General features: G+C 32.9%; 17 protein-coding genes. 8 read left to right on the top strand and 9 right to left on the bottom strand.

All coding sequences use genetic code 11. The annotated features are described in order from the left end of the window. Window positions 1–17: 17 nt before the first annotated feature. On the bottom strand, window positions 18–1,022 hold the full coding sequence (locus LG45_RS12250; RefSeq protein ID WP_035127576.1) for an AAA family ATPase: 1,005 nt from the start codon (window positions 1,020–1,022) through the stop codon (window positions 18–20). Window positions 1,023–1,191: 169 nt separating this feature from the next. Between LG45_RS12250 and LG45_RS12245 the strand changes: the two genes are divergently transcribed. From LG45_RS12245 to LG45_RS12225, 5 genes are all read left to right on the top strand, one after another. Further along, window positions 1,192–2,061, top strand: a complete 870-nt coding sequence (locus LG45_RS12245; RefSeq protein WP_035127575.1) for an aldo/keto reductase — start codon at window positions 1,192–1,194, stop codon at window positions 2,059–2,061. Window positions 2,062–2,139: 78 nt separating this feature from the next. After that, entirely contained in the window at window positions 2,140–3,291 is a 1,152-nt protein-coding gene (locus LG45_RS12240; RefSeq protein WP_035127574.1) for an ATP-binding protein, read from the top strand. Beyond that, window positions 3,284–4,021 (top strand): metallophosphoesterase, encoded by a 738-nt coding sequence (locus LG45_RS12235; RefSeq protein ID WP_035127573.1) that lies wholly within the window; start codon window positions 3,284–3,286, stop codon window positions 4,019–4,021. Before LG45_RS12240 ends, LG45_RS12235 begins: the two co-directional genes overlap by 8 nt. A 67-nt stretch (window positions 4,022–4,088) precedes the next feature. Next, complete coding sequence (locus tag LG45_RS12230; protein WP_035127572.1) at window positions 4,089–4,655, top strand: DUF6646 family protein; 567 nt, start codon at window positions 4,089–4,091, stop codon at window positions 4,653–4,655. Window positions 4,656–4,667: 12 nt separating this feature from the next. Continuing rightward, window positions 4,668–5,243, top strand: a complete 576-nt coding sequence (locus tag LG45_RS12225; RefSeq protein ID WP_035127571.1) for a PhnA domain-containing protein — start codon at window positions 4,668–4,670, stop codon at window positions 5,241–5,243. A 125-nt stretch (window positions 5,244–5,368) separates the two neighbouring features. Here the strand turns inward: LG45_RS12225 and amaB are convergent, their stop codons facing one another. The 5 genes from amaB to LG45_RS12200 all read right to left on the bottom strand — a co-directional run bounded on the left by amaB (window position 5,369) and on the right by LG45_RS12200 (window position 10,763). Beyond that, window positions 5,369–6,922, bottom strand: coding sequence for an L-piperidine-6-carboxylate dehydrogenase (gene amaB / locus LG45_RS12220; RefSeq protein ID WP_035127570.1), 1,554 nt, complete (start codon window positions 6,920–6,922; stop codon window positions 5,369–5,371). A gap of 47 nt (window positions 6,923–6,969) precedes the next feature. Then, window positions 6,970–7,863 (bottom strand): CorA family divalent cation transporter, encoded by an 894-nt coding sequence (locus LG45_RS12215; protein WP_131494662.1) that lies wholly within the window; start codon window positions 7,861–7,863, stop codon window positions 6,970–6,972. 10 nt (window positions 7,864–7,873) lie between these two features. Continuing rightward, a complete protein-coding gene (locus tag LG45_RS12210) occupies window positions 7,874–8,800 on the bottom strand; it encodes a magnesium transporter CorA family protein (RefSeq protein ID WP_035127569.1) in 927 nt (308 codons plus the stop codon). A gap of 186 nt (window positions 8,801–8,986) precedes the next feature. After that, a complete protein-coding gene (locus LG45_RS12205) occupies window positions 8,987–9,541 on the bottom strand; it encodes a 3-hydroxyanthranilate 3,4-dioxygenase (protein ID WP_035127568.1) in 555 nt (184 codons plus the stop codon). Window positions 9,542–9,653: 112 nt separating this feature from the next. After that, window positions 9,654–10,763, bottom strand: a complete 1,110-nt coding sequence (locus LG45_RS12200; protein WP_035127567.1) for an endonuclease/exonuclease/phosphatase family protein — start codon at window positions 10,761–10,763, stop codon at window positions 9,654–9,656. A gap of 136 nt (window positions 10,764–10,899) precedes the next feature. On the opposite strand from LG45_RS12200, the gene LG45_RS12195 reads away from it, so the two are divergent. Genes LG45_RS12195 through LG45_RS12185 form a run of 3 tightly spaced genes read left to right on the top strand, consistent with a single transcriptional unit; the run spans window position 10,900 to window position 15,751 of the window. Next, window positions 10,900–13,713: a TonB-dependent receptor gene (locus LG45_RS12195; protein ID WP_035127566.1), complete on the top strand. Its 2,814-nt coding sequence runs from the start codon at window positions 10,900–10,902 to the stop codon at window positions 13,711–13,713. 9 nt (window positions 13,714–13,722) lie between these two features. Further along, complete coding sequence (locus tag LG45_RS12190) at window positions 13,723–14,340, top strand: choice-of-anchor J domain-containing protein (protein ID WP_052087583.1); 618 nt, start codon at window positions 13,723–13,725, stop codon at window positions 14,338–14,340. Window positions 14,341–14,353: 13 nt separating this feature from the next. Then, window positions 14,354–15,751, top strand: a complete 1,398-nt coding sequence (locus LG45_RS12185) for a DUF5689 domain-containing protein (RefSeq protein ID WP_035127565.1) — start codon at window positions 14,354–14,356, stop codon at window positions 15,749–15,751. 698 nt (window positions 15,752–16,449) lie between these two features. Here the strand turns inward: LG45_RS12185 and LG45_RS12175 are convergent. Genes LG45_RS12175 through LG45_RS12165 form a run of 3 tightly spaced genes read right to left on the bottom strand, consistent with a single transcriptional unit; the run spans window position 16,450 to window position 25,511 of the window. Continuing rightward, window positions 16,450–18,315 carry an OmpA family protein gene (locus LG45_RS12175; protein WP_035127563.1) on the bottom strand — a complete coding sequence of 622 codons (1,866 nt, stop codon included), beginning with the start codon at window positions 18,313–18,315 and terminating at the stop codon, window positions 16,450–16,452. Window positions 18,316–18,333: 18 nt separating this feature from the next. Next, a complete protein-coding gene (locus LG45_RS12170; protein WP_035127562.1) occupies window positions 18,334–19,275 on the bottom strand; it encodes a PorP/SprF family type IX secretion system membrane protein in 942 nt (313 codons plus the stop codon). Window positions 19,276–19,304: 29 nt separating this feature from the next. Continuing rightward, a complete protein-coding gene (locus LG45_RS12165; RefSeq protein ID WP_035127561.1) occupies window positions 19,305–25,511 on the bottom strand; it encodes a choice-of-anchor L domain-containing protein in 6,207 nt (2,068 codons plus the stop codon). Window positions 25,512–25,582 lie beyond the last annotated feature (71 nt).

Below are 25,582 nucleotides of genomic sequence, written 5' to 3'. Positions count from 1 at the left end.
TTTTTAAAGAAAAAAGATTAAGGAACCTCTATTTCGTTTACGATTTTGTTGATGATGTCAACTGAAGTTACATTTTCGGCTTCGGCTTCGTAAGTAATTCCAATTCTGTGACGCAATACATCATGCACAACTGCACGAACGTCTTCTGGAATTACGTAACCACGACGTTTTATAAAAGCATAACATTTGGCTGCTGTTGCCAAGTTGATACTTCCACGAGGTGATGAACCAAAACTGATTAATGGTTTTAGCGATTCTAGTTTATATTTTTCTGGGAAACGTGTTGCGAAAATGATATCAAGAATGTATTTCTCGATTTTTTCGTCCATGTAAACTTCACGAACGGCTTCTTGTGCGCGTAAAATTTGTTCAACAGAAACAACAGCGTTTACTTTTTCATACGAACCTTTCAAATTTTGACGAATAACCATTCGCTCTTCATCCATTTTTGGATAATCGATTACTGTTTTTAGCATGAAACGATCGACTTGCGCTTCTGGTAACGGATACGTTCCTTCTTGTTCAATTGGATTTTGTGTTGCAAGAACTAAAAATGGTCTTTCTAACTTAAAAGTAGTATCACCAATGGTAACTTGTTTTTCTTGCATCGCTTCAAGCAAAGCCGATTGTACCTTTGCAGGCGCACGATTGATCTCATCTGCAAGAACGAAATTTGCAAAAATTGGTCCTTTTTTTATTGAAAACTCATTGGCTTTAATATTGTAAATCATAGTTCCCACAACGTCTGCTGGAAGCAAATCTGGGGTAAACTGAATACGACTAAAACTGCCTTGAACGGCTTGAGATAATGTATTAATTGCTAGTGTTTTTGCTAATCCAGGAACACCTTCTAAAAGTATGTGTCCTTGACCTAAAAGCCCAATCAACAATCGTTCTACCATGTGTTTTTGACCCACAATAACCTTGTTCATTTCCATGGTCAATAAGTCAATAAAAGCACTTTCTCTTTCTATCTTTTCATTGATGGCTCTAATATCTAAAGCAGCAACATTTTCTTCCATAAATTCTATTTTTTTCGAGGCACAATTAAGTATAAAATTTTAACATTTCAAAATTGAATATTTTAACACGAATAGAATGTTAACAATGCGTTAAAACTTATTGCCAAATGTAGTTTTTAAGGATGATTTATGATTTTGTTTTAGTAATTTTAGACTTTTAAAAAGAATTATGGCAAAAACTACATTATCCCCAATAATTGCAGGAACGATGAATTGGGGCGTTTGGGATAAAAAACTCAACACGCAAGAAATGATACATTTGATTCATCTTTGTATCGAAAATAAAATTACCACTTTTGATCATGCTGATATTTATGGTGGTTATACAACTGAAGCTGAATTCGGAAAAGCATTTGGCGAAAGCAAAATTTCTAGAGATAAATTGCAGCTAATTTCTAAATGCGGAATTCAACTTTCAAATTGTCGAGATAACAAAATTAAACATTATGATTACTCGAAAAAATACATCATTTGGAGTGTAGAAAATTCGTTAAAAAATCTTAAAACCGATTTCTTGGATGTCTTGCTTTTGCATCGTCCAAGTCCGTTAATGGTTGCCGATGAAATTGCAGAAGCCGTTGAAAAACTGAAATCAGATGGAAAAATTGTTGATTTTGGATTATCAAATTTTACTACTTCGCAAACCGAATTAATCAAAAGTAAAACCGAAATTAGTTACAATCAAATTCAGTTTTCGGCAACGCATCACGAACCTATGTTGGATGGAAGTTTAGATTATATGCAAACGCATAATATTCGACCAATGTCATGGAATCCTTTGGGAACGGTTTTTAGAGAAGATTCTGATCAAACGCGAAGATTAAAAAAATTATTAGCACAATTAGTTGAAAAATATGGGGTTGGATCGGACACCATTTTATTGGCTTGGATTTTAAAACATCCATCCAACGTATTTCCAGTTGCCGGAACGGTAAATATTGCTCGAATTCAGGCATTAATGAAAGCTGTTGAACTGAATCTAGATCAACAAGATTGGTTTGCCATTTGGACCGAAAGCATGGGAAATGAAGTAGCTTAAAATTTAGTAATTAGTAAAAAGTGATTAGTTAAGAGATTTTCTGCTAATCACTTTTTACTTTTCACTCATCACTAAAAAATGATAAACAAACGTCTTCTTATCAAGAACTTACTAGCTCACAATGATGAGTGTAGTTTTTATGACAAGAAGCGTCAGTTGAATTTGCATACCAAAGAAGGAAAAGCAAAGTTTTTAAAACATATTTGTGCTTTGTCTAATTCTAATCCTTCTAATAATTCTTATATCGTTGTTGGTGTTGAAGATGAAAATAACGAAATAACCGGCGACGATTTTTTTGACGACAGTCGGATTCAAAATTTAGTAAATGCTTTTTTGGAAAATCCTCCTAAAATTCAATACGAAAACGTGCCTTTTCCCAACTTGCCAAAAGACAAAGTTGTGGGATTGGTTACGATTAAACCCAAATCGAAAACATCCTATTTTAAGAAAAATATTCATACCATCTTAGCGAATGCCACTTTTGTTAGAAGAGGAAGTAATACTACGCCAACAGAAGATAAAATTCCGTATTCTAAACTCAATCTTGAAACGGTTTTAAGCATTGAAAATAGTTCAAGAAATAGCATTTCAAATACACTTGATGGCGTGATTGATTTTGTAAACAATCGCCACAAAGATATGCCTTCAAAGTATAAAGTCTTCAAGGAATTGTTTGTGATTTGTTGGGCAGGAATTCCTAAAAAAATTAGAGATAAAACTTTTTTTACTCGAGTTGATATTGAATTAGTTAACGAGCAAATTAAGTTGTTTTATTCCGCTCAAGATGATGTCACAATTGACTATGATGAAAATACTTTTACGATAACCGAATATGTTCCTTTGGGATTGAATGACAAAACGAGTTATTATCCGTTGGAACAACAAAAGTTGTCTTTCTTTGATAATGGTTACTATAAAATTGAAACCGAAATGTTATTTGAACCTCCACAATTCAATAAGAAAGTTTTGTTTCATATTTATAATTCTAATTTATCTTTGCTAAACAAATTGCAAAAAGGATTAGAATTATCAGACAGAGAAAATAAAGATTTAATAAACGTTCCTTCTACTTTTATGATTTGTTACCTCAACGGATTTGATGAAGCTAAACAAAAATTAATTGAAGCAAAACCTTTATTAAAACAACATAAAAACCCATCCGTTTATGTAAATTTTAAAGAAGTAATGCGTGTTTTAAGAAAAGTAAAATATAATAAAAATAATGAGTAGAACATTAGTAATTGGAGACATACATGGCGGTTTACGTGCTTTGCATCAAATAATAGAACGTGCTAATGTTACACTAAATGATACTTTAATATTTCTAGGCGATTATGTTGATGGTTGGAGTCAATCACCCGATGTTATTGATTATTTAATAAAATTGAATGAGCATCAAAGCTGCATATTCATTAGAGGAAACCATGACGAATTACTTCTAGATTGGTTACAAAACAAAAACGAAAATATAGATGAAGGCATGTGGTTTAAACATGGTGGTGAAGCAACAGTAATTGCCTATTCAAAAGTTTCACAATCTACTATAAATAAGCATATTGCATTTTTAAAATCATTAGAAAACTATTATTTAGACGATCAAAATAGGTTGTTCATTCATGCCGGATTTACTAATATGAATGGCATTAATTATGAATATTTTCCGAAGTTATTTTATTGGGATAGAACACTTTGGGAAACAGCTTTGGCATTAGATAAAACCTTGGAACTAGATAATGTTTATTACCCAAGACGATTTACTTTATACAAAGAGATTTACATCGGTCATACGCCAGTGACTAAAATTGGAGAAACCATTCCGATACAAAAAGCGTGTGTTTGGAATGTTGATACTGGAGCAGCTTTCAAAGGTCCACTTACTGTAATGGATGTTGATACAAAACAATTTTGGCAAAGTGAACCATTACCCAATTTATATCCAACAGAAAAAGGAAGAAATTGATTTCAAACTAATTCTACAAATTCTTATTTTCTAATGCCTTATATTTGCACTTTAAAATATATATGAAATGAAAAAATTAATTACCGTTTTACTTGTTTTATCAGCAAGTTTTGTAAATGCACAAGCTTTTAAAGGAAAAGGAGATACTAAATTTCAAGTAGGCCTTAATATGCAAAAATGGGGAACAGGAATTACTGTTTCTACAGATTTTGGCCTTGGTGAAAACATGTCTTTCGGATTTGTTTCTTCCTATTTATTGAATACCAAAAGTTACACAATGAGCGAAACAGAATACGTAATGAATAATCCTAATTATGATCCAATAATTGATGGTGCATATATTCCTAAAAAAGAAGATGCAAAATTCATGGATAGATTTGATGTTAAAGCGCGTTTTAATGCCAACATTGGTAATGTTCTTAATTTTAGTGAAAAATTAGACGTTTATCCTGGACTTAATCTAGGTTTAAGAAACTTTGGTGCACATCTTGGAGCACGATATTTCTTTACAGATGGTTTTGGTGTATTTTCAGAAATGAACTTTCCATTAGCAAAATATGGTTCAAATGATGATGTTTTTGATAAACTAAATAACCAATTCGTTTTGAATATTGGTGCTTCATTTAACTTATAATAATTAGAATAAATGAGCGTTGTAACAGAAAAAAGATTAAAAGACAGAAGTGGTTCAAAATGTGAAATTAGCGGAAGCGATGAGAATTTAGTGGTTTATTTGGTTGAACCAAAAACAGATGACATTCCAGAAAACTGTATTTTAATTACAAAAACATTAAAAGACCAAATAGAAAATCCAGAAACTACCAATGCTAATGATTGGCGTGGTTTAAGTGATAGTATGTGGAATGAAAATCTTCCGGTTCAAATTGTTTCTTGGAGAATGCATGCCCGATTGAAAAACAACGATATGCTAGAAATGATGTATCTTGATGAAGATGCTTTAGAATGGGCAAAAGCAACAGGAGAAGCAGATGATGACGAAGGAAAAATTGTTCACAAAGATTCTAACGGAAATATCTTGAAAGATGGCGATTCTGTAGTTTTGGTAAAAGATTTAGATGTTAAAGGAGCAACTTTTACAGCAAAACGTGGTGCTGCAGTTCACAATATAAAACTAGTTTGGGATGATGCTAACCTAATTGAAGGTCGTGTTGAAAACCAAAGTATTTTTATTTTAACGCAATATGTGAAGAAAACGAAGTAGTTTTTTGACACGAATTTTACGAATTAATATTTCGAAAAATTAAACAAATAAAAAAGCGTCCCGAAGTTTTTCAGGACGCTTTTTCTATTTTCTGTGTTCTATATTCTTTTCTCTTAAAGAACGAACTATAAATCAAATTTTATTCCTTGTGCCAATGGCAAACTTGTAGTATAATTGATAGTATTTGTTTGTCTTCTCATGTAGATTTTCCAAGCGTCAGAACCTGATTCTCTTCCTCCACCAGTTTCTTTTTCTCCTCCAAAAGCACCACCAATTTCTGCTCCAGAAGTTCCAATGTTTACGTTTGCAATTCCACAATCGGAACCTGCAACAGATAAAAAGGCTTCTGCTTCACGCAAATTGTTAGTCATAATTGCCGATGACAAACCTTGAGCAACACCGTTTTGAACTTCGATTGCGCTATGAACATCGCCTGAATATTTTAGTAAATATAAAACTGGTGCAAAAGTTTCGTGCTGAACAATTTCGAATGAGTTGTCTGCTTCTGCAATGGCTGGTTTTACATAACAACCGCTTTCGTAACCTTCGCCTGAAAGAACACCGCCTTCAACAAGGATTTTTCCTCCTTCGGCAACTACTTTTTCTAATGCTTTGTTGTACATTTCAACAGCATGCGTATCGATAAGTGGCCCAACGTGATTGTTTTGATCTAATGGATTTCCGATTTTTAATTGACCATAAGCCGAAACGATGGCATCTTTTACTTTATCATAAATACTTTCGTGGATAATTAATCTACGAGTTGAAGTACAACGTTGACCAGCCGTTCCAACAGCTCCAAAAACTGCTCCGATTACTGTCATTTTAATATCAGCATCTGGAGTTACAATGATTGCGTTGTTTCCTCCTAATTCTAATAATGATTTCCCTAAACGAGCAGCAACAGTTTGTGCCACAATTTTACCCATTCTTGTTGAACCAGTAGCCGAAATTAATGGAACTCTTTTATCTGAAGTTAATAATTCTCCTATTTTATAATCACCATTGATTAAGCACGAAATTCCTTCTGGAAGGTTATTTTCTTTGATAACTTCGGCAATTATGTTTTGACAAGCGATTCCACAAAGTGGCGTTTTTTCTGATGGTTTCCAAACGCAAACGTCTCCAGAAATCCATGCTAATGCTGTATTCCAAGCCCAAACTGCTACAGGAAAGTTGAATGCAGATATGATTCCGACAATTCCAAGTGGATGATATTGCTCGTACATTCTGTGTCCAGGACGTTCTGAGTGCATTGTTAATCCGTGTAATTGACGAGATAATCCAACTGCAAAGTCGCAGATGTCGATCATTTCTTGAACCTCACCATAACCTTCTTGCAACGATTTACCCATTTCGTAAGAAACTAATTTTCCTAAAGCTTCTTTGTTTTTGCGTAATTTTTCTCCAAACTGACGTACGATTTCTCCACGTTGTGGCGCAGGCATCATTTTAAACGTTTTGAAAGCTTCGGTTGCAGATTGCATTACTTTTTCGTAATCGGCTGGTGTTGTCGTTTTTACTGATGCTATTAATTGTCCGTCAACTGGTGAATAACTTTCTAGAATTTCTCCGTTAGAAAAGTTGTTTTGTCCTGTTGATGTTCCTTCGTTGATGGCTTTTACGCCTAGTTGAGCCAATGCTTCGGTCATTCCGAATTGTTGCGATATTGTTGACATTTTTAAGTTTATTTGTTTGCATTGCAAATTTATTCTAATTATTTGAATTAAAGAATTCTTTTTCTTTTAAACCATGAATATATAATTATACATAGGATAATCATAAAAATAATTACATATAAATAACCATATTTCCATCGAAGTTCAGGCATAAAATCGAAGTTCATTCCATATATTCCTGCAATAAAAGTAAGTGGAAGAAAAAATGCAGAGAATATCGTAAGTAATTTCATTACGTCATTGTTTTTTTGTGCCGTTACCGATAAATAAGTATTCATCAAGTTATTGGCATTTTCTAATGACTCATCATACTCTAATATTAATTTCACTAAATTGTCTTTTACGTCTTGGAGTGCCGTTTGATTTTTCTCGGGAACAACAATTTGATTAATTACATTTTGCGAAAGCACTAATAATTTTTTACTAATTCTAGTTTCTGCTTTTTGAAAATATAAATCTTCAAGCGAAATTTTCGCATCCGATTTTAAGAAAATTGTTTTTTCAACTTCGTCAATTTGATCTGTTTGCCATTGTGATGGTGAAGAATAGGTTAATACTATTTGCTTGAAAATAATTATGAGTAAATCATAAACAGAATCATATTTTCTATCCGATTTTGAAAGATTTTCTAAAAAAGGAAAAGGTGTTCTGTGAATTGTAATGAGTTGATTATCATTGTAAAAAAAAGCAACCTTATTAGATAATTCTTCAACTGTAGAGATGTTGTCTGTTTCTTTGGCGGTGTAAGCTCTTAAAATAACGAAATTGAAGTCTTTTATTTTTTCAATTTTTGGCAAATGCCCAGGTTCTAAGCTATCTTTTACAGCATATATTTCTAGGTTAAATTCTTTTGCAATTTCAGAAAATTGTGCTTCACTTGGACTTTTAACATCAAGCCAATTGAAATTTTCAAAGTTGAGTTTATGAATACTTTTAATCATAAATAAAATTTTAAAACAAGTTTTTCTTTTTAAATAAGAAAACCCCAAAAACTGAAATAATTAGTGATATAATCATCACAATTATAAATCCGTAGTGATTTTCTTCAAGATTGTTTGGAACATTCATTCCATAGAAACTAGCAACCAACGTTGGAATCATTAATATAATTGAAATTGAAGTCAAACGTTTCATAATAACATTCAAATTGTTAGAAATAACCGAAGCGTAAGCATCCATCATTCCAGTTAAAATGTTACTGTATATGTTTGTGGTTTCTTCTGCTTGTCTTAATTCAATTTCTACATCCTCAAGTAAATCTTCATTAAAATTATCTCGATGCTCTTTAAGATTTTTTAATCTTCTAAACAAAATATCATTACCTTTTATAGAAGTGACAAAGAAAACCAAACATTTTTCTATTTGAAGTAATGCTTGCAATTCTTCATTTTTAATTGATTTTTCAAGGTTATCTTCAGCATGTTTTATTCGTTGATTTATTTGCTTCAAATATTTTAAAAACCAAACGCTTGATGACAAAAGTAATTTCAAAACTAAGTCAAAATGATTTTCAACTATAATTTTTTTACGTTGTGAATAGACAACAAAATCAGAAAGAATATCTGTTTTATGAAATGTTAACGACACGAAAACTTCATCTTTAAAAATCAATCCCATCGGAGCTGTATTAAACGGAAGTTTGGCATCGTCACTTTTAAAAGGAATGCGGAGAATAATTAAATACCAACCGTCTTCAATTTCAATACGTGGTCTTTCGTCAATATCTTCAATGTCATTGTAAAAAGCTTCGGGAATTTGAAGATCATTAAGTAAGAATTTTTTATCTTCGTTAGTTGGGCAAACTACGTTTATCCAGCAATTTTCTTCTCTTTTATCGGTTTTAAGTAAACCATTTTCGTTTTTGTAAAACGTTATCATATTGCAAATAGATTTTGGATAACGCCAACAATTACATGAACGTTATTCCTGTTTAATAATTTTTTTCCTCGAATAATAATCGTCCATGATGGATAAATTTTTTGCGAAAGTATTGTTTTTAATATAAAAAATCTCTTAATAATTACTTAATAATTTTTATTTTTAAAAGTTATTAATTAGATGAAATTAAGACTCGTAATCTTTGTCTTTATCTATAAATCTTGGGTCGGATTCCATGGTTGTGCCGCAGTTTTCACAGGTTCTCAATTTTTTGGAATTGTAGAAGTGCTTGAAATGGGGTAGAAAATCCTTCTCGATATCGTGCAGTTCAAAATAGACTTCATGCAATTTATGATTACAGTTATCACAATGCCAAAGTAGTCCATCGGTGAAACCTTTTCCTGCGCGTTTTCTTTCTATTACTAATCCGATTGAACCTTCTGAACGTACTGGAGAATGTGGAGTTTTGGCTGGATGCAAATACATATCGCCTTTGGTCATGGTCATTTCTTTACGTTCGCCATTTTCTTGAATGATGACTTTTATGTCGCCTTCGAGTTGGTAAAATAGTTCTTCTGTTTCGTTGTAATGATAGTCTTTTCGGGCATTTGGACCAGCAACAATCATAACGATATAATCATCGGAATCGATGTAAATATTTTTATTTCCAACTGGTGGTTTTAGTAAATGACGGTTTTCGTCAATCCATTTATTTAGGTTGAACGGTTTTGCAATTGCCATGAGAAATTTGTTTTTACGAAGTTACAGTTTTTTGCCACAAAGACATTACGGCACAAAGATTTTTTGATTTTTTAACATAAAAAAAGGTTAGCGCGAACTAACCTTTAAACTATTATTTTTTCTCCTTTATGAGATATATGTAAACCGGGAAGTGATCGCTATAACCTGGAGATATAGAATAGTTATTCCGTAACGGATAACCTTTATATTGACCTGTTGTCTGTACCATAAAAGGCAGATTAAAAACTCCTGCTTTCCAATATTTATAACCAACAGTATTTTCTCTTATGAGTGGTTCAGTCATGATAATTTGATCAAAAATATCTCCAGCATCTCTGTAAAATAAGGTTGAATTTCCTTTTTTTGCCATTTGCTCAGAAGGATTGTAAATTCCTAAAGGCTGAACATCTTTCTTTTCACCTTTCGCATTTAGTATCTTTTTAAGACTATTATTAAATGGTCCGTCATTTAAATCGCCCATAGATATCACTTTGGCATCAGGATTAATCTTTTGTAAAGAATCTATAATTTTAACATTTAACCCAGCAGCGCGCTCTCTTAATTTACTGCTTATTTTCTCACCACCACGTCTAGACGGCCAATGGTTTACAATAAAACTTACTTCCTCACCATCTAAAAAACCTGTCATTAATATTTGGTCACGAGTATAAATTCTTCTTGTAACATCAGATTCGTCTACTCTATCATCAACTTCCTCCTCAGCTTCTTTCTTTTCTTTTTTCTCTTTTTTATTACTTGAACTTTTTGTGTCATTCTCATATATATATAAAGGTACATTAGTAAAACTAATTATTTTGAAGTGTTTCTTTTGATATAAAAAAGCACAATCAATTCCTCTTCTATCTGGAGAATCAAAATGTATAATTCCGTAATCTTTGTTTATTAATAATGGATTCTTTACTAAATCTTCAAGGACTCTTCTGTTTTCTACTTCAGCCAAACCAATAATAGTAGGCGAATTGGGGTTTTCTTTTGTTCCTAATTGAGATATGACTTTAGCAATATTATTTTGCTTTTTTAAATAATAATCTCTGGAATAAACCCACTCGTCATCTCTAGTTGCTGGATCATTAATTGTGTCGTAGAAGTTTTCTAGATTATAAAATGCAACTGTATGCACATTATACTTTTTAGCCTGCGCATTTGCTGATAAAGTTGCGAATAAAACAACAAAAAGGGCAATAATTTTTTTAATTTTCATAAAAGGGATATTAATTTAATGTCAAGTTTTTACAAACTTCGAGCCAAAAGTAATTAATATTCTGAAATTATGTACCTTTGACGCCGTTAAGAAATCGTTTTCTTAATAAAAGTATAAAATAACGTTAATTTTTTTTATGAAAAAACTTGTCATTAGTATTTTATTTGTAATGAATGTGGCTGTAGTTTTTGCTCAATCAGGCACTGGTTTTACTGGTAAGGTTGTAGATTCGAAAACACAGAAGCCATTACAAAATGTGATTACTTCAATCCAAAACACAAATCAAACGCAAATTACCGACGCTTTGGGTAGTTTCACTTTTAAAGATGTGCCTGCAGGAGAGCAATTACTTCAAATCAAGAGTTCTGGATACAAAAACCAACTTATTAAGGTTGAGGTTGAAGAAGGAAAAATCCTAGATTTAGGAGTTGTTGTATTTGAAGAAGATATTACAGAGGAGCAGCAATTAAGTTTGATTACTATCACTGAAAATGATTTAGGTGATGATAATAGTGGTTCAGACAATACCGCTGGATTACTACAAGCTTCAAGAGATGCCTTTCAACAAAGTGCAGCTTTTAATTGGGGTCAAGCTCGTTTTAGAATTAGAGGTCTTGACAACGAAAATGCTACCACTATGATTAATGGAGTAGTGATGAACAAAATATATGATGGAAGACCACAATGGAGTAATTGGGGTGGTTTGAATGATGCCACTAGAAACCAAGAATTCACAATGGGTTCTGCGCCATCAGATTACACTTTTGGTGGAATTTTAGGAACACAAGAAATCAACACAAGAGCATCTATCTATAGACCAGGTTCAAGAGTTTCATTTTCTGGAACAAATACCAACTACAGTTGGAGAACAATGGGAACACATGCTTCTGGAATGGATAAAGACGGATGGGCATTTGTAATCTCAGCTTCAAGAAGATGGGCACAAGAAGGTTATTTTGAAGGAACTGATTATAGTGCTAATTCATTTTTTGCTTCTGTTGAGAAAAAAATCAATGATAAACACTCTTTAAACTTCACCTCTATATATGCTGAAAACAGTAGAGGAAAAAGCTCTCCAAATACTGACGAGGTTACAAAACTTGCAGGAGTAAAATACAACTCATATTGGGGTTGGCAAGATGGTAAAAAGAGAAATTCTAGAGATAAAGATGTTGAAGAACCAATTTTAATGTTAAATCATTTTTGGAAAATATCTGATAAAACGAATTTAAACACAAGTATTACCCACCAATTTGGTAAAATTGGAAATAGTAGAATTGACAATCAAGGTGCTGATAATCCAGACCCAACTTACTACAGAAATTTACCAAGCTTTTATACTTCACAGTATGACTTAGTTGACTACACTAATTTTATTGGTAATTCTCCAGAAAATATTGCAAATGGTATTGCAGCTAGAGAAAGCTTCTTAGCAAACAGACAAATCAATTGGAATACACTTTACCAAGCCAATCAAACATCTGATGGTCATAGTGCTTACATTTTATATGAAGACAGAACAGATGATAAAATCTGGACAGCTAACTCTGTTTTAAATTCGCAACTTGCTGACAATATTGTAATGAATGCTGGTGCAACTTTTAGAAAATTAAAATCTAACAACTTCGCTAATATGTTAGATCTATTAGGTGGTCAATATTATAATGATGTTGATAATTTTCAGTCTGGATCTGAGCAACAAGCTGATTTAAATAATCCGAATAGACAAGTTGGCGTTGGAGAAAAATTTGCTTACAACTACAATTTATTGGCTACTACCATTGATGCATTTACTCAATTTAAATTTTCATATAACAAATATGATTTTTACTTAGCTCAAACATTCAATAGAACACAATACCAAAGAGAAGGTTTGTATAGAAACGGTTTATATCCAACGAATTCATTTGGAAAAGGTGCTAAATATATCTATGAAAACTTTGGTTTTAAAGGAGGATTAACGTACAAAATTTCTGGAAGACAATTTTTAAATTTCAATACAGCTTACATAACTAAAGCTCCTACTTTAAGAAACGTATATCCAAACGCACGTCTAAACAACAACTCAATCGAAGGTCTTACTGGTGAAAAAATTACTAGTATGGATGCAAGTTACATTATAAGAACACCTAAACTTAAATCGAGATTAACAGCTTATTATGCTAACACTAAAAATGCTACAGAAACTTCATTTTTCTACGGTGAAGGTATTTTTGAAGATGTTGATAATGATGGTGGTGATGCTTTCGTTGCTGAGACAGTTACAAATATTGAAAAACAAAACATTGGTGCTGAATTAGGAATTGAATATCAAATTACTTCTACAATTAAAGTGATTGCAAGTGGAGCATACGGAGAATACACTTATAAAAACAATCCAACTGTTTCACTAAATAATGACAATTTAGCTAGCCCAACTAATACAAATCCTGTTACTGATTTTGGTACTGCAAAACTAAAAGGATATCGTTTAGCTGGTGGACCACAAACTGCTGCTTCGTTAGGATTAGAATATAGAGATCCTGCATTTTGGTGGATTGGTGCTAATGCAAATTACTTAGCAAATAATTATTTAGATTCTTCTGCTTTATTAAGAACAGATAATTTCTTTAGAAACCCACAAGATCCATATAATATTAACTTACCTTTCCCTGAAGCTACTGACGAAAGAGCAAGAGAATTATTAAAACAAGAACGTTTTGCCGATTTTACACTTGTTAACCTTACAGGAGGAAAATCATGGAGAATTGATGGTAAAACATTTGGTTTCTTTGCATCTGTAAATAATGTTTTTGACGTAATTTATAAAACTGGTGGATTCGAGCAAACAAGAAATGCTAACTTTAGAGAAGTAAATCAAGATGTTTCTAGCGGAACTCCAGCATTTGCTCCTAAATATTTTTACGGATACGGTAGAACCTATTTCGTGAATTTTTACATTAATTTTTAATTAAAAGCTATGAAAATAAATAAAATATTCTTCATCTTAGGATTCGTTTCAATCCTATCTTTAACTGGATGTTCTCCAGAAGATGATCAAAAAACTCCTGATTTTGTACCATTAGTCTTTTCTGAAGATTTTTCAATTGGTGCAGTAGACGACACCATTCTTGATACGCAAGGCTGGATAAACTTTAATGAAGTTGGAAATGCTAAATGGAAAGAACAAGTTTTTAGTAATAATCCTTATGCTGAATTTAGTTCATTTCAATCTGGTGATGCAGTAAACATAGGTTGGCTTGTATCTCCATCGATAAACTTAGACACACAAGAAAATGAAAGATTTGTTTTTCGTGCTTCACAAAGTTTTGTAACTTCATCATCAAATTCATTAGAAGTATTAATTTCTACAGATTTTGACGGTACCAATGTAACAACTGCAACTTGGGAACCATTAGAAGCTACTTTACCAACAACATCTAGTGCGTATTTTGCTTTCATTAAATCTGGTGAAATAGATTTATCTGGATACACAGGCAATGTTAATATCGCTTTTAAAGTTAGAGGATCTGGAACAAATACTACTTTAGACGGATCGTACCAAGTTGATGACATTAGAGTATTTATTAAACAATAAATCATAAAATACTATGAAAAAAATAATTTTAAAATCGCTGTTATTAGTAACGATTTCCCTTGGCATCACAAGTTGTATTAATGATGATTCTTATTCAACTCCAACGAATACATTGGAAACTTTTGAATTAACTACAACAACAACCGTGGCGGCTGTAAATGACGATGCAACAACAACTCCTGTAGAATATACAGCAGACGATATTATTGAAGCTTATGTAACATCTAGTGACGAAAGCGGAACGTTTTACAAGTCTATTTCATTTCAAACTATTCCTGCTGATGGATCTGCACCAATTGGATTTAGTGTGCCAATTGATGTAACCACATTATACGGTGAAGGTTTTACACCTGGAAGAAAAGTGTATATCAAATTAAAAGGATTATATACTGCTGAAGTATTTGGTTCATTACAAATTGGATCTTTATTTGAAGGTGGAATTGGAAGAATATCAGTATTTGAATATAAAAATCATTTGTTTCCATCTGCAACAATTGTTGATGAAGATACTTTTGTAAGAACACTTACATTAGCTGAAGCTTACACAAATGCAAACCAGAATACTTTGGTTGAATTAGATGAAGTTCAATTTACTGATAGTTCAATCAACGATGGTACAAACAACAGAACGTATTATGACGTAGATTCAGGTGGTGGTGCAACTAATCATTTATTAACAGCTTTAACTGGTGGAACACAAAGAATTATTCGTTTTAGTAGTTTTGCAATATTTACAGGAAACGAAGTAGCTCAAGGAAGCGGAAAAATACGTGGAGTTTTATCTAAATTCAACTCAGATTTTCAATTTATTGTTAGATATGAAAGCGATATTAAATTAAACAATCCAAGAGTAGATGTTTATCCAGCAATTGTAGGTAATGCTAATGTTTTTTCAGCTTCTTTAAACGAACCTTTTACATCATACAATACAACTAATCAAACAAATTTTCCAAAATACATAAATGATGCAGCTAAAGGATCAAGATACTGGCAATTAAAAAGTTTTAGTTCAAACAAATACATTGAAATGTCTTCATTTAATGGATCTGGTAGTCCAGGAATTCCAGCTAATACATTATTCTTTGTGCCAGTAGATTTTACTGCTGCAAGTACATTTACTTTTAAAGAAGAAATTCGTTTTAATGCAGGTCTAGCTTTAAAAGTATATTATGTTAAAAGTGAAAATTATACACCTGGTCAACAAGTAAACATGAGTTTGTTTACAAATATTACAAGTGGTTTTACAGGCATTTCATATCCAGCTATTGGTTCTTCTGAAAATGCTTTTAATTCTGCAGGAATATACGAAATCCCTCCAACTTTAACTGGAACAGGTTATTTTGTATTTGAATATATCGGAACAACTACAGTTACAACTACAGTTCAAATTGATGATATAGTTATTAACTAATTCATTTTATAAAAAAAATAAAAGAGCCGTTTCAATAGTTTTGAAACGGCTCTTTTTTGTTAGCTAATTCGACTTATAAAAATAGAAGAATTGATTTAATTGAAAAAAATATTAAGCTTTTCCGATTCTTTTCAAAATATACACTTGAATAAACAGCACTATTATATAGCCAAAAAAAAAATTATCTTTCTAAATAGTTCTGTTTTTGAAAATTGCTATTTATTTTATGTATTGCTTTGTTTCTGATAAAGAAAAAATAATTGATCAAACCACCTAAAATTAGCAATAGAACAGGCGTGAACTTGGTGCTTAAATGGAAATCTATTTTAAAATATTTTAATAAAAGACCAAAAATTAATAAATGTAATATTTCAAACATCGTAGCAAGAGATATAAAACTACAATCTATAGAACCAGATTTTTCATTTGAAACTGCAAAACGATATAATTTATAGAATAAAAATTTATACATTCTTATAATAATTTAATTATCAAGACTAAGATAATAGCGGGTTTAAACATATTTAGAAGCCTTATTTGGGCTAAAAACTAAAGTGACTGTAAAAATATTATAATTATATAAATCTGCTCTTAATTTGTTTAAAATCAAAATTAGATTGTTTGACTACTACTATACTACTTTTATAAAACAAAAAAACCGAGACTTTCATCTCGGTTTTTAATAGTATAGAACTTAATTATTTAACAATCAAGAACTCTGAACGTCTGTTTTGAGAGTATTCTTCTTCTGTACATGGTTCACATTGAACTTTTGGTTCAGATTCTCCATATCCTTTTCCAGATATTCTTGAAGCACTAATTCCTTTGGAAATTACATATTGTACTGTAGATTTTGCTCTTCTATCAGATAAATCTAAATTGTATTGGTCAGTACCTCTTGAATCAGTATGAGCTTTTACCATTATAACAATTTGATCGTTGTTTTTCATTACTTGAACTAATTTATCTAACTCAAATGCACCTTCTTGTGTAATGTTGCTTTTGTTGTATTCAAAATAAACTGGTTTTAAAATAATTTCTGTAGGTGTTACAATAACGTCAATTGGTTGTAATGCAGCAGTAATTTTAGTTTCTCCTCCTTTTGTTTTTGCAACTGGGAAAGTATTTCCTTCAAATCCATCTTTAGATGCTTGGATAGTGTATGCTTTATCACATTCTACTTTAAATTTAACTTCACCATTTCCGTTAGAAGTTTCTGTAGCAATTATATTGTTTTTATCATCTAAGATAGAAACCTTAGAACTTGCTAAAGTCGCTCCAGTTTTTGCATTAGTAACAGTAGTTAAAACATCAACTGAACAAATTGGTGTAGCGCTAAAGATATCATCATTACCATTTCTATTACTAGAAAAGAAACCTTGGTTTTTAGCTTTATTAAATGTAAAAGCAAAATCATCTTTTTCGGTATTGATTGGTTTACCTAGGTTTTGAGCATCAGATCCATTTGATAAATCAATTTGATAAACATCATAACCACCTAAACCTTGCTTTCCACTTGATGCAAAGAAAAGAGTTTTATTGTCATCAGCTATAAATGGAAAACTTTCGTTACCTTCAGTATTTACTTTAGAACCTAAATTTTCTGGCGTACCATAAGTTCCATCTTCATTAACAGCCACTTTCCAAATATCAACTCCACCTAAACTATTAGGCATATCTGAAGAAAAGTATAATGTTTTTCCATCTCTACTTAAACTTGGGTTACTAGTAGAATATTCTTTGCTATTGAAAGATAAAGATTTAACATTACCCCAACCATTACCATCTTTGGTAGCTTTGTAGATATTGTTTTTTCCTAATTTAAGTTTATTTTTTTTATCTCTTTCAAATGAACCTTCTCTAAAACTATCACTTGTAAAATAAGCAGTATTTCCGTCAGTACTAATTGTAAGTGGTCCATCATGGAAAGACGAATTTAAAGAAGAAACAGTTGTTGCTTCAGAAAATGTTCCGCTATCACCCAAAGTTGCTTTATAAATATCTAAAAATGGTTCTTCGTTCCATCCGTAATTTTTTCTAGAACTATTTCTAGCACTAGTAAAATATAAATCGTTATCATATAAAACTGCTCCAAAATCTGATTTATCGCTACTTACTTCAAGAGATTTAGCTGTGTAACCTGGAGTTTTTCCAACTAATTTAGGCACATAGTTTGGATTTTCTTTAAAGGTTTTAGCACGTTGATCGTTAGGTGACAATGCAGCAAACTTTGCCATTTGCTTATTAGCTTCTTCGTATTTACCACTCGACTTTAGCATCTGTGCATATCTAAAATATGTTTCTGCATCTTGAGTCGATTCAGTGGCTTTTGCATACCAAGTTGTTGCCTCAGCTGTATTGAACATATTGTAATAAGTGTCGGCTAATTGTTTGTAAACATAACCGTCACCTTTACCGTTGTCAACTAATTTTTGATATGCTTTTGCAGCATCAACGTATTCATATCTGCTGTATAATTTATCTGCTGCTTTTGTGTCTTTGTTTTGTGCAACAAGTGAAATACTCATTAAACCAAAACTTAATACTATATATAGGTTTTTCATTTTGTCTTTATTTTTATGTTAGAAAAATCTTGGAGATTGTGATACTTTTTTCGAGAAGTTTAAATCAAATAACAACATAAACTCGTGAGAAGATGGAGTTGTTACATTTAAATCAGAAACAATGTGATCATAAGCATAACCAATTCTTAGTGAAGGTGTAATTGCATAATTAATCATTGCTCCAAATGAATCTTCAAAACGGTATGTTGCGCCAACTTCGAATTTTTCATTAAACAAAAAGTTTGTAGACAAATCAAAAGATGTTGGAGCATTGATAGATGATTTTATCATTGCAAATGGCTTAAACTTAACGTTAGGTGTTAAGTCAAAAACATAACCTCCAGTAAGGAAATAATGTAATGTTTCTGTACCAAATTTATAATCCTGACCATCAACATCAAATCTATAATCAAGATATTTCCCTTTTAAAATATTTGGCATCGAGAACGATACGTAATATTTATCAGTATAATAAAAAAGACCTGAACCTAAATTTAATAAAGTTCTGCTTGTGTTTTCAGCAAATGCTGGGTCATTAGGATCTGGTACATTTCCATTTCCAATTTCATCAAACAAACCAACTTTGTGGAAAGTTGCTCCACCTTTTATACCAAATGCAAGTTTGTGTTCACCACCTAAATTTAAAGTATATGAGAAATCTGCAAAGATATTGTTCTCTTCAACAGGCCCAATTTTATCAGTAATTGCAGATATTCCAAGACCTACATTTTTTCCAACTGGACTATGCAAAAAGAATGTTCCTGTTGTTGGTGCATCTTCAATTTCAACCCATTGCTTTCTATATAATAATCCTCCAGATAGACTTTCTTTTGAACCTGCATAAGCAGGATTTATCACACTAAGATTATACATGTATTGAGTGTAGTTTGGATCTTGTTGTGCACTAACATCTATACATGATACCAGAGCGATTAGTGTTAAGAAATATAATTTTTTCATCTTATTGGTTTTTATAGTTTTATTGTTAATTAGTTTATTTCTCTATTGATGTAAATCCATCCTGTTTTGGCTTCCATACCATCACGTTCAATTACATAATAGTAAGTTCCGTCTGGTAATTCATCACCTTTATCAGATTGACCATTCCACTCGTTAGTATAATTCGCTTTAGCATATACTTTTCCACCATAACGATTGAATAATGTTAACTGTTTTACATTGAAACCAGTTAAATCAAATGAATCATTTAAGTCATCATTATTAGGAGAAATACCCTTTTGAATTAAGCATGTTGTAGAATTTGCTTCAAAAACAAATGAAGTACTGCAAGCACCAACTGTAACTTGACAAGTATAATTACCAGGTGTAGTTACTGTAATTGTTGGACTATTAGTCCCAATTACAGTTCCTGATGGATTGGTCCATGAGTATGTTGCAAGTGCAGAATCAAAATTAGCATTAACAACTTCAAGAACATAAACTGCGCCATCACATCCACCTTCAACTGTGAATTGAGGAGAAGTTGTTATTGTAACAACAAAACTTTCTTCATCAGAACAAGTAGTAATACCATTTGTGTTGGCTGCATAAACATAAACTGTTTGAGTTGTATTTAAAACTGTGCCAACAGCTAATTGTGAACCTGTTCCACCAGCACCTGTGAAGTAATTACCAACTGATAAAGCCGGAAGTGTATAACTATCACATGCGTTTACATTTGCTACAGCTGAAACATTTGGCGAAGAAACAATCACTACATTCATTGTTGTGCCAGTAGCACAAGCGTCTGTAGTAGTAAACGTGTAAGTAAATGTTCCTGCAACTGAAGTATCAATTGTTGTTGGACTCCAATTACCAGTAATTCCGTTTGAAGAAGTTAAAGGTAAAGTCGGGGCTGTTGTACCACTACATAATGGTCCAATTTGTGTAAATGAAGCAACCGTTGGTGCAACGATTGTAACAGAAATTGTCGTAGCATCGGCACATTGACCAGCATCTGGAGTAAATGTATAATTGAATGTTCCAACTACTGATGTATCAATTGCTAACGGACTCCAAGAACCAGTAAATAAATTGTTAGATGTATTTGGTAATGCTGGAGCTGTTGCATTTTGGCAAAGAGTACCAAATGGAGTAAAAGTAGCTGCTGTTAATGGTGTAATTGTTACTAAGAAATTATTCTCTGCAGTACAATTTGGTATAGTTCCACTTGAAGCAAATACATAAATTGTTTGTGTACTTGTAATTGTATCACCAGCAAATAATGGTGTTCCTGTTCCATTTGAACCTGTATAATAATTCCCAATAGTCAATGTTGGTAATACATAAGAACCGCAAGAGGTTACATCTATTGGATCATCAGGCACTGGAATAGGGGTAATAGTGATAACTGTTTGACCAGTCGCAGTACAACCAGAGTTATTAATTAACACTGAGTAAGTTCCTGCTTGATTAACTGTAATTGTTCCATTTGTATCTGGTAATGGATTACCATCTAAAGTCCAAGTGTAAGTAACATCGCCAGCAACATAATTAATTGGAGTTACAGTGATTGTTCCGTTAGTTCCAGCACATATTGATGAGTCTGGAGTAATTGTAAATTGTGGAGTTAAATCTTGAACGATAAGATTAAATTCACTTATTAAATAACAACCAGTTAAATTATTTTCTAATCTAATGTAGATAGTTTGTAAACTTGGAACAACATTAGTATATAATAGTGGCAAAGCATTTGTTTCATTGTCAGCGTCATCAACAGTTGGATAATATGCAATATTGTAATCTGCTGGATTTAAACTGCCAAGTGTATTTGTATTATTTTGACTTAAATCAAATTGAGCAAATGTTGAATTATTACATGCTGTAAGATTCACAGGTGTTCCTTGTAGAATTTCATTATAAAACTCAATAACTAGTGAATCAGTAGCAAGACATGTTGTACCAATAAATTGAGCATTTACAGTGTAAGTACCATTAGTTAATACAATTAAATTTGGTCCAGTTTGGTTTGGGATAACTACACCATTTTGTTCCCAAGTAAAAGTATAATCTGCAGGATCAAGACCAGACTGAATTAAGTAAGATGATCCATAACAAAGTGCATTATTATTAGATACAAGAAAATCTGTACCCAATTCAACATTACCAATATCAAAACTTCCACCTTCAAGATACACAGCAGAGTCAAAAGCAGAGTCATTTCTATCAGAAACAACAAGTTTAATATGATATTGTGTTCCTGGTATTACCGTTGCTGATGCTGTCATTGGGATAGTTGATCCATTAAAATTAATAGGAGCTGCTAAAATATTGTCACCATTTGGAGCTCCATAATAAGTTCCGAAATATTCTGGATTAACTGATGAACATCCAGTATTAAATAAAGCATCTCTAATAGTCACAACCGAAATAGGAGTTGTTGTATTAGGTACAACAGCTAAATTTGTAGTGACGCCAGTTACAGTATTTGTCAACAAAAATGCGAAAGCATCAGAATAGCTGCATTGGAAAGCTCCGTATTCGTCTGATGCGAATATAAAATTAAAACTGATTTGATCGGTTAACGGTACAAAATCAAATTCTAATTTTGTAGCATTTTGTGAATTCATTACTTCACCAGTTGCAGCTGTTACTATGGCCGCTAAATCGGCATCACCACCCCATCCTGTAGCAGTATCACTCAAGATAACATCATTTGGTCCAGGTGAGTTGTTAACAAACCCTGAAGAAAGCACTATACCATCATTAAATGGAAAGCCAGATCCGTTTTTAGTAAAATAACCAATACTATTATTTGCTGGAGTTGCACCAAAATTTGTAGATCCTGATGATGTTATGTTTGAAACATTAGCACATGTAGAATTTAATAAGATATCTTCAATTAACTCTAAATTGGTATATGTTGTAGTACTTGTTGCTATTGGAGGTAAAAGTGTACCTATACAAAGATTGAATATTGAACTTTGATTAGGTGTTGCAGTAGATGTATATACTCTAACGTAGTATACTTGACCAATTACTAATCCTGTAGCAAGACTTTGTTCTGGATCACTACAATAAATTTGATTTAATGAACCACATACTCCTGTGAATAGTCCATGAACTAAATTGGTTGTACTTCCTGTTATATCAATTAAACTTATTAAATGTGATGGACTAGTTGCAGTAAATTGAAACCAAACATCATCATCATCACTACCAGGACATGTATTTGCGTCTGGTGATGGAGTTGCTCCAATTATCGTTCCTGGAGTAACAGCACCACATGCTGTATCTGGGTTAACAACAGCTACAACAGCATCAGCACATTCGTCATTTGAGATTAAAGTATTGAAAATTGATTGAAATGACCAAGCACTGCTATCTGTACTACTACAAACTGCTCTTACATAAACTTTATATTGTGTTCCTGAATTTAATCCAGTAAAAGTGTAAGGATTTGTTGCTGCTGCTTGCCAACCAGTTGATCCCGCAGTTGGAGCCGGAGCGGCAAAAGGTAAAACTAGCACTTCCCATGCTGTAGCTGTTCCATTTTCTGTCCATGAAACTGTTACAGAGTTTTCTGTTGTTGTTAAAACGGTAACTGCTGTTGGAACTAAACAAGTAGGTGCTGGATTACAAGTTACATTTGCTATCCATCCTGCTGAATTGTTTGTAGCTCCACTTCTAAATCTAAAAGTTAAACAGCCATTAGGATTTGATGAAGTAAATGGGCCAGGTATTGTTGTTCCCCAAAATGATCCAGCTAATCCACCAGGAACTGTTCCAGGACCATTTAAACTTATTATTTGTTCTGCAGCTATTGAGTTTCCATTAAAAACGTATAAACCGTCAGCACCAGTTTCTACAGAAAAAGATGTAAATGTTACAGTAACTTGTTCTCCAGGAACTGTAGGACAAACGGTCCAAGTAACATCACTATTGTCTAAATAACTTGCAAATGAACCACCATTATCAACAAAAGTTCCTCCACATACTGGTGGAGCAATTGCAGTAGTAATAGTTCTTGGTCCAAGCCATGTGCTTACATCTGTTGATGAGCAGGCACTTCTTACATAAATGTTATAACAAGTTTCTGAAGTTAATCCTGTTAATGTAAATGGATTTGTTCCTGCTGTTACCCAACCTGTTGAACTTGCCGTTGGAGCAGGAGAACCACAAGGTAAAGCAAGAACTTGCCAAGAGGTAGCAGTTCCATTTTCTGTCCAAGCTAAGTTAACTGAATTAAATGTAACTGCAGAAGTAACTAATGATTGTGGTTGTGGACAAACTGGTGCTGGTCCGCAAGTGATATTTGATGTCCATCCTGGTGCGTTTGTTGCTGCCCCACTTCTAAATCTGAAGGTTAAACAACCATCAGGACTTGATGAAGTAAATGAACCTGGGTTGGTTGTACCCCAATAAGATCCTGCAACTCCACCAGGAACTGTACCTGCCGGATTACCACTTGACATTAATGGAGCAGTAACTGAGTTTCCATTATAGATGTATAATCCATCAGCAGTTGCTTGTGTATTAAAACTTGTAAAAGTTACTGTAACAACTTCTCCAGGAGTAGTAGGACAAATTGTAACGTTATAATTTGAGTTGTTAGCATAATTTGCTCCAGAACCAGCTGGATCAGAGAATGTAGTTCCACATCCAGGAGGAACTTGCAATGTTGTTCCAGAAACAACTGTTGTCCATTCACTAGACTCTGTTGGAGTACACACTGCTCTTACGTAAAAGTCATAACAAGTATCTGGAGTTAAACCATTAAGTGTAAACGGATTTGTTGGAGCAGCAACAAAACCAGGTGTTGCAGCTGTTGGAGTAGGTGAACCACATGGTAAAGCAAGAACTTCCCATTGTGTTGCTGTACCTGTATTAGTCCATGCTAAATTTACAGAAGTTGCTGTTAAACCTGATCTAACAACAGATATTGGTTTTGGACATGGTGGTGGTGGTCCACAAGTAACATTAGAAGTCCAACCTGAAGCCACTGTCGTTGCATTACTTCTAAATCTGAAAGTTAAACAACCATCAGGACTTGAAGATGTAAATGGGCCAGGAATTGATGTTCCCCAAAATGAACCAGCCAATCCGCCAGGAACAGTCCCTGCAGGGTTTGTACTAGTTATTTGTGGAGCAGCAGTAGTCGCTCCATTAAAAACATATAAACCATCTGCATTAGCTTCGGTATTAAATGTTGTAAAAGTTACCGTTACAACTTCTCCAGGAGTTACCGGACAAATTGTTACAGTATTATCGGCATTATTGCCATAATTGGCAGCAGCTCCTGGGTCTAAATAATTTCCTCCACATATTGGAGGTGCAATTGGAGTGTTGAAGACAAATGGTCCTACCCATTCACTATTTATTCCATCGCCACAAAGTGCTCTTACATAATATCTGTAAGATGTATTAGGAGAAAGTCCAGTGGCAGTATAAGGTAATGGACCACTATAAACAACTCCAGTTCCAGTTGGAGCTGAAGCCACAGGAATAATTTCAATTTCCCATGAAGTTGCGCCACTTGGATTTGCCCAAGATAAATCGGCTTGATTAAATAAAATATTAGTTGCTGTCAAGCCAGATGGATCTAAACATTTTTCTGCAACTCTTACGTTATCTAATAACCATCTGTCACCACTAATACCAGTAACAGTTTGAGTATATTTCATTACGAATGCAATGTATACTTGTGGACCAAGATTGGTTGGTATATCAATTACTTTTTCTGTATAAATATTAAAAGGATTTTGCACTCCATCTTCATCAACAGTTAAATCATTTTCAGTATATTCTTCGAGTAGTGTATATTCGGCAGGGTTCGTTTGAGTTGCCGTTGCAGATGCAATTTTTACTTGATAGATAGTTCCAGTATTTCCATTGGTGAAAGTACGAGCAAAGAAACGCAGTTGCCCATTTGCAGGAATTGTAATAAGTGGTGTTGCAAGATAATCCTCTGAGGTGTTGCCAATTCCAATGTTCTCTCTGTTCATGTACGCAGCGTTTGTGCCTGCATAAACTAAGGGAGGAGTAGGTGGTGTAACAACACCATTATTGATACCCCAACGTTGACCTAAACCGACGCCGTTGTCAAAAACGGCCCAGTTACCAGTGCCTAATGTCCAAGTTGTACCTGCACCTGGACCAGTTGTGTTTTCAAAACCTTCTGTACCAGGTATGGGGAATTGCGCATAACCAGCAAATGAAAGTAATAAAGTAAAAACTAGTAAAGTAATTTTCTTCATAATTATTGTTGTGAAATTTGTTTGATTTGTTAATAGATTTCCAAAAATATAAAAAATAATTAATATTTGTT

The organism is Flavobacterium aquatile LMG 4008 = ATCC 11947 (assembly GCF_000757385.1).
GTDB lineage: Bacteria > Bacteroidota > Bacteroidia > Flavobacteriales > Flavobacteriaceae > Flavobacterium > Flavobacterium aquatile.
This window is presented reverse-complemented; position numbering and strand designations above follow the sequence as displayed.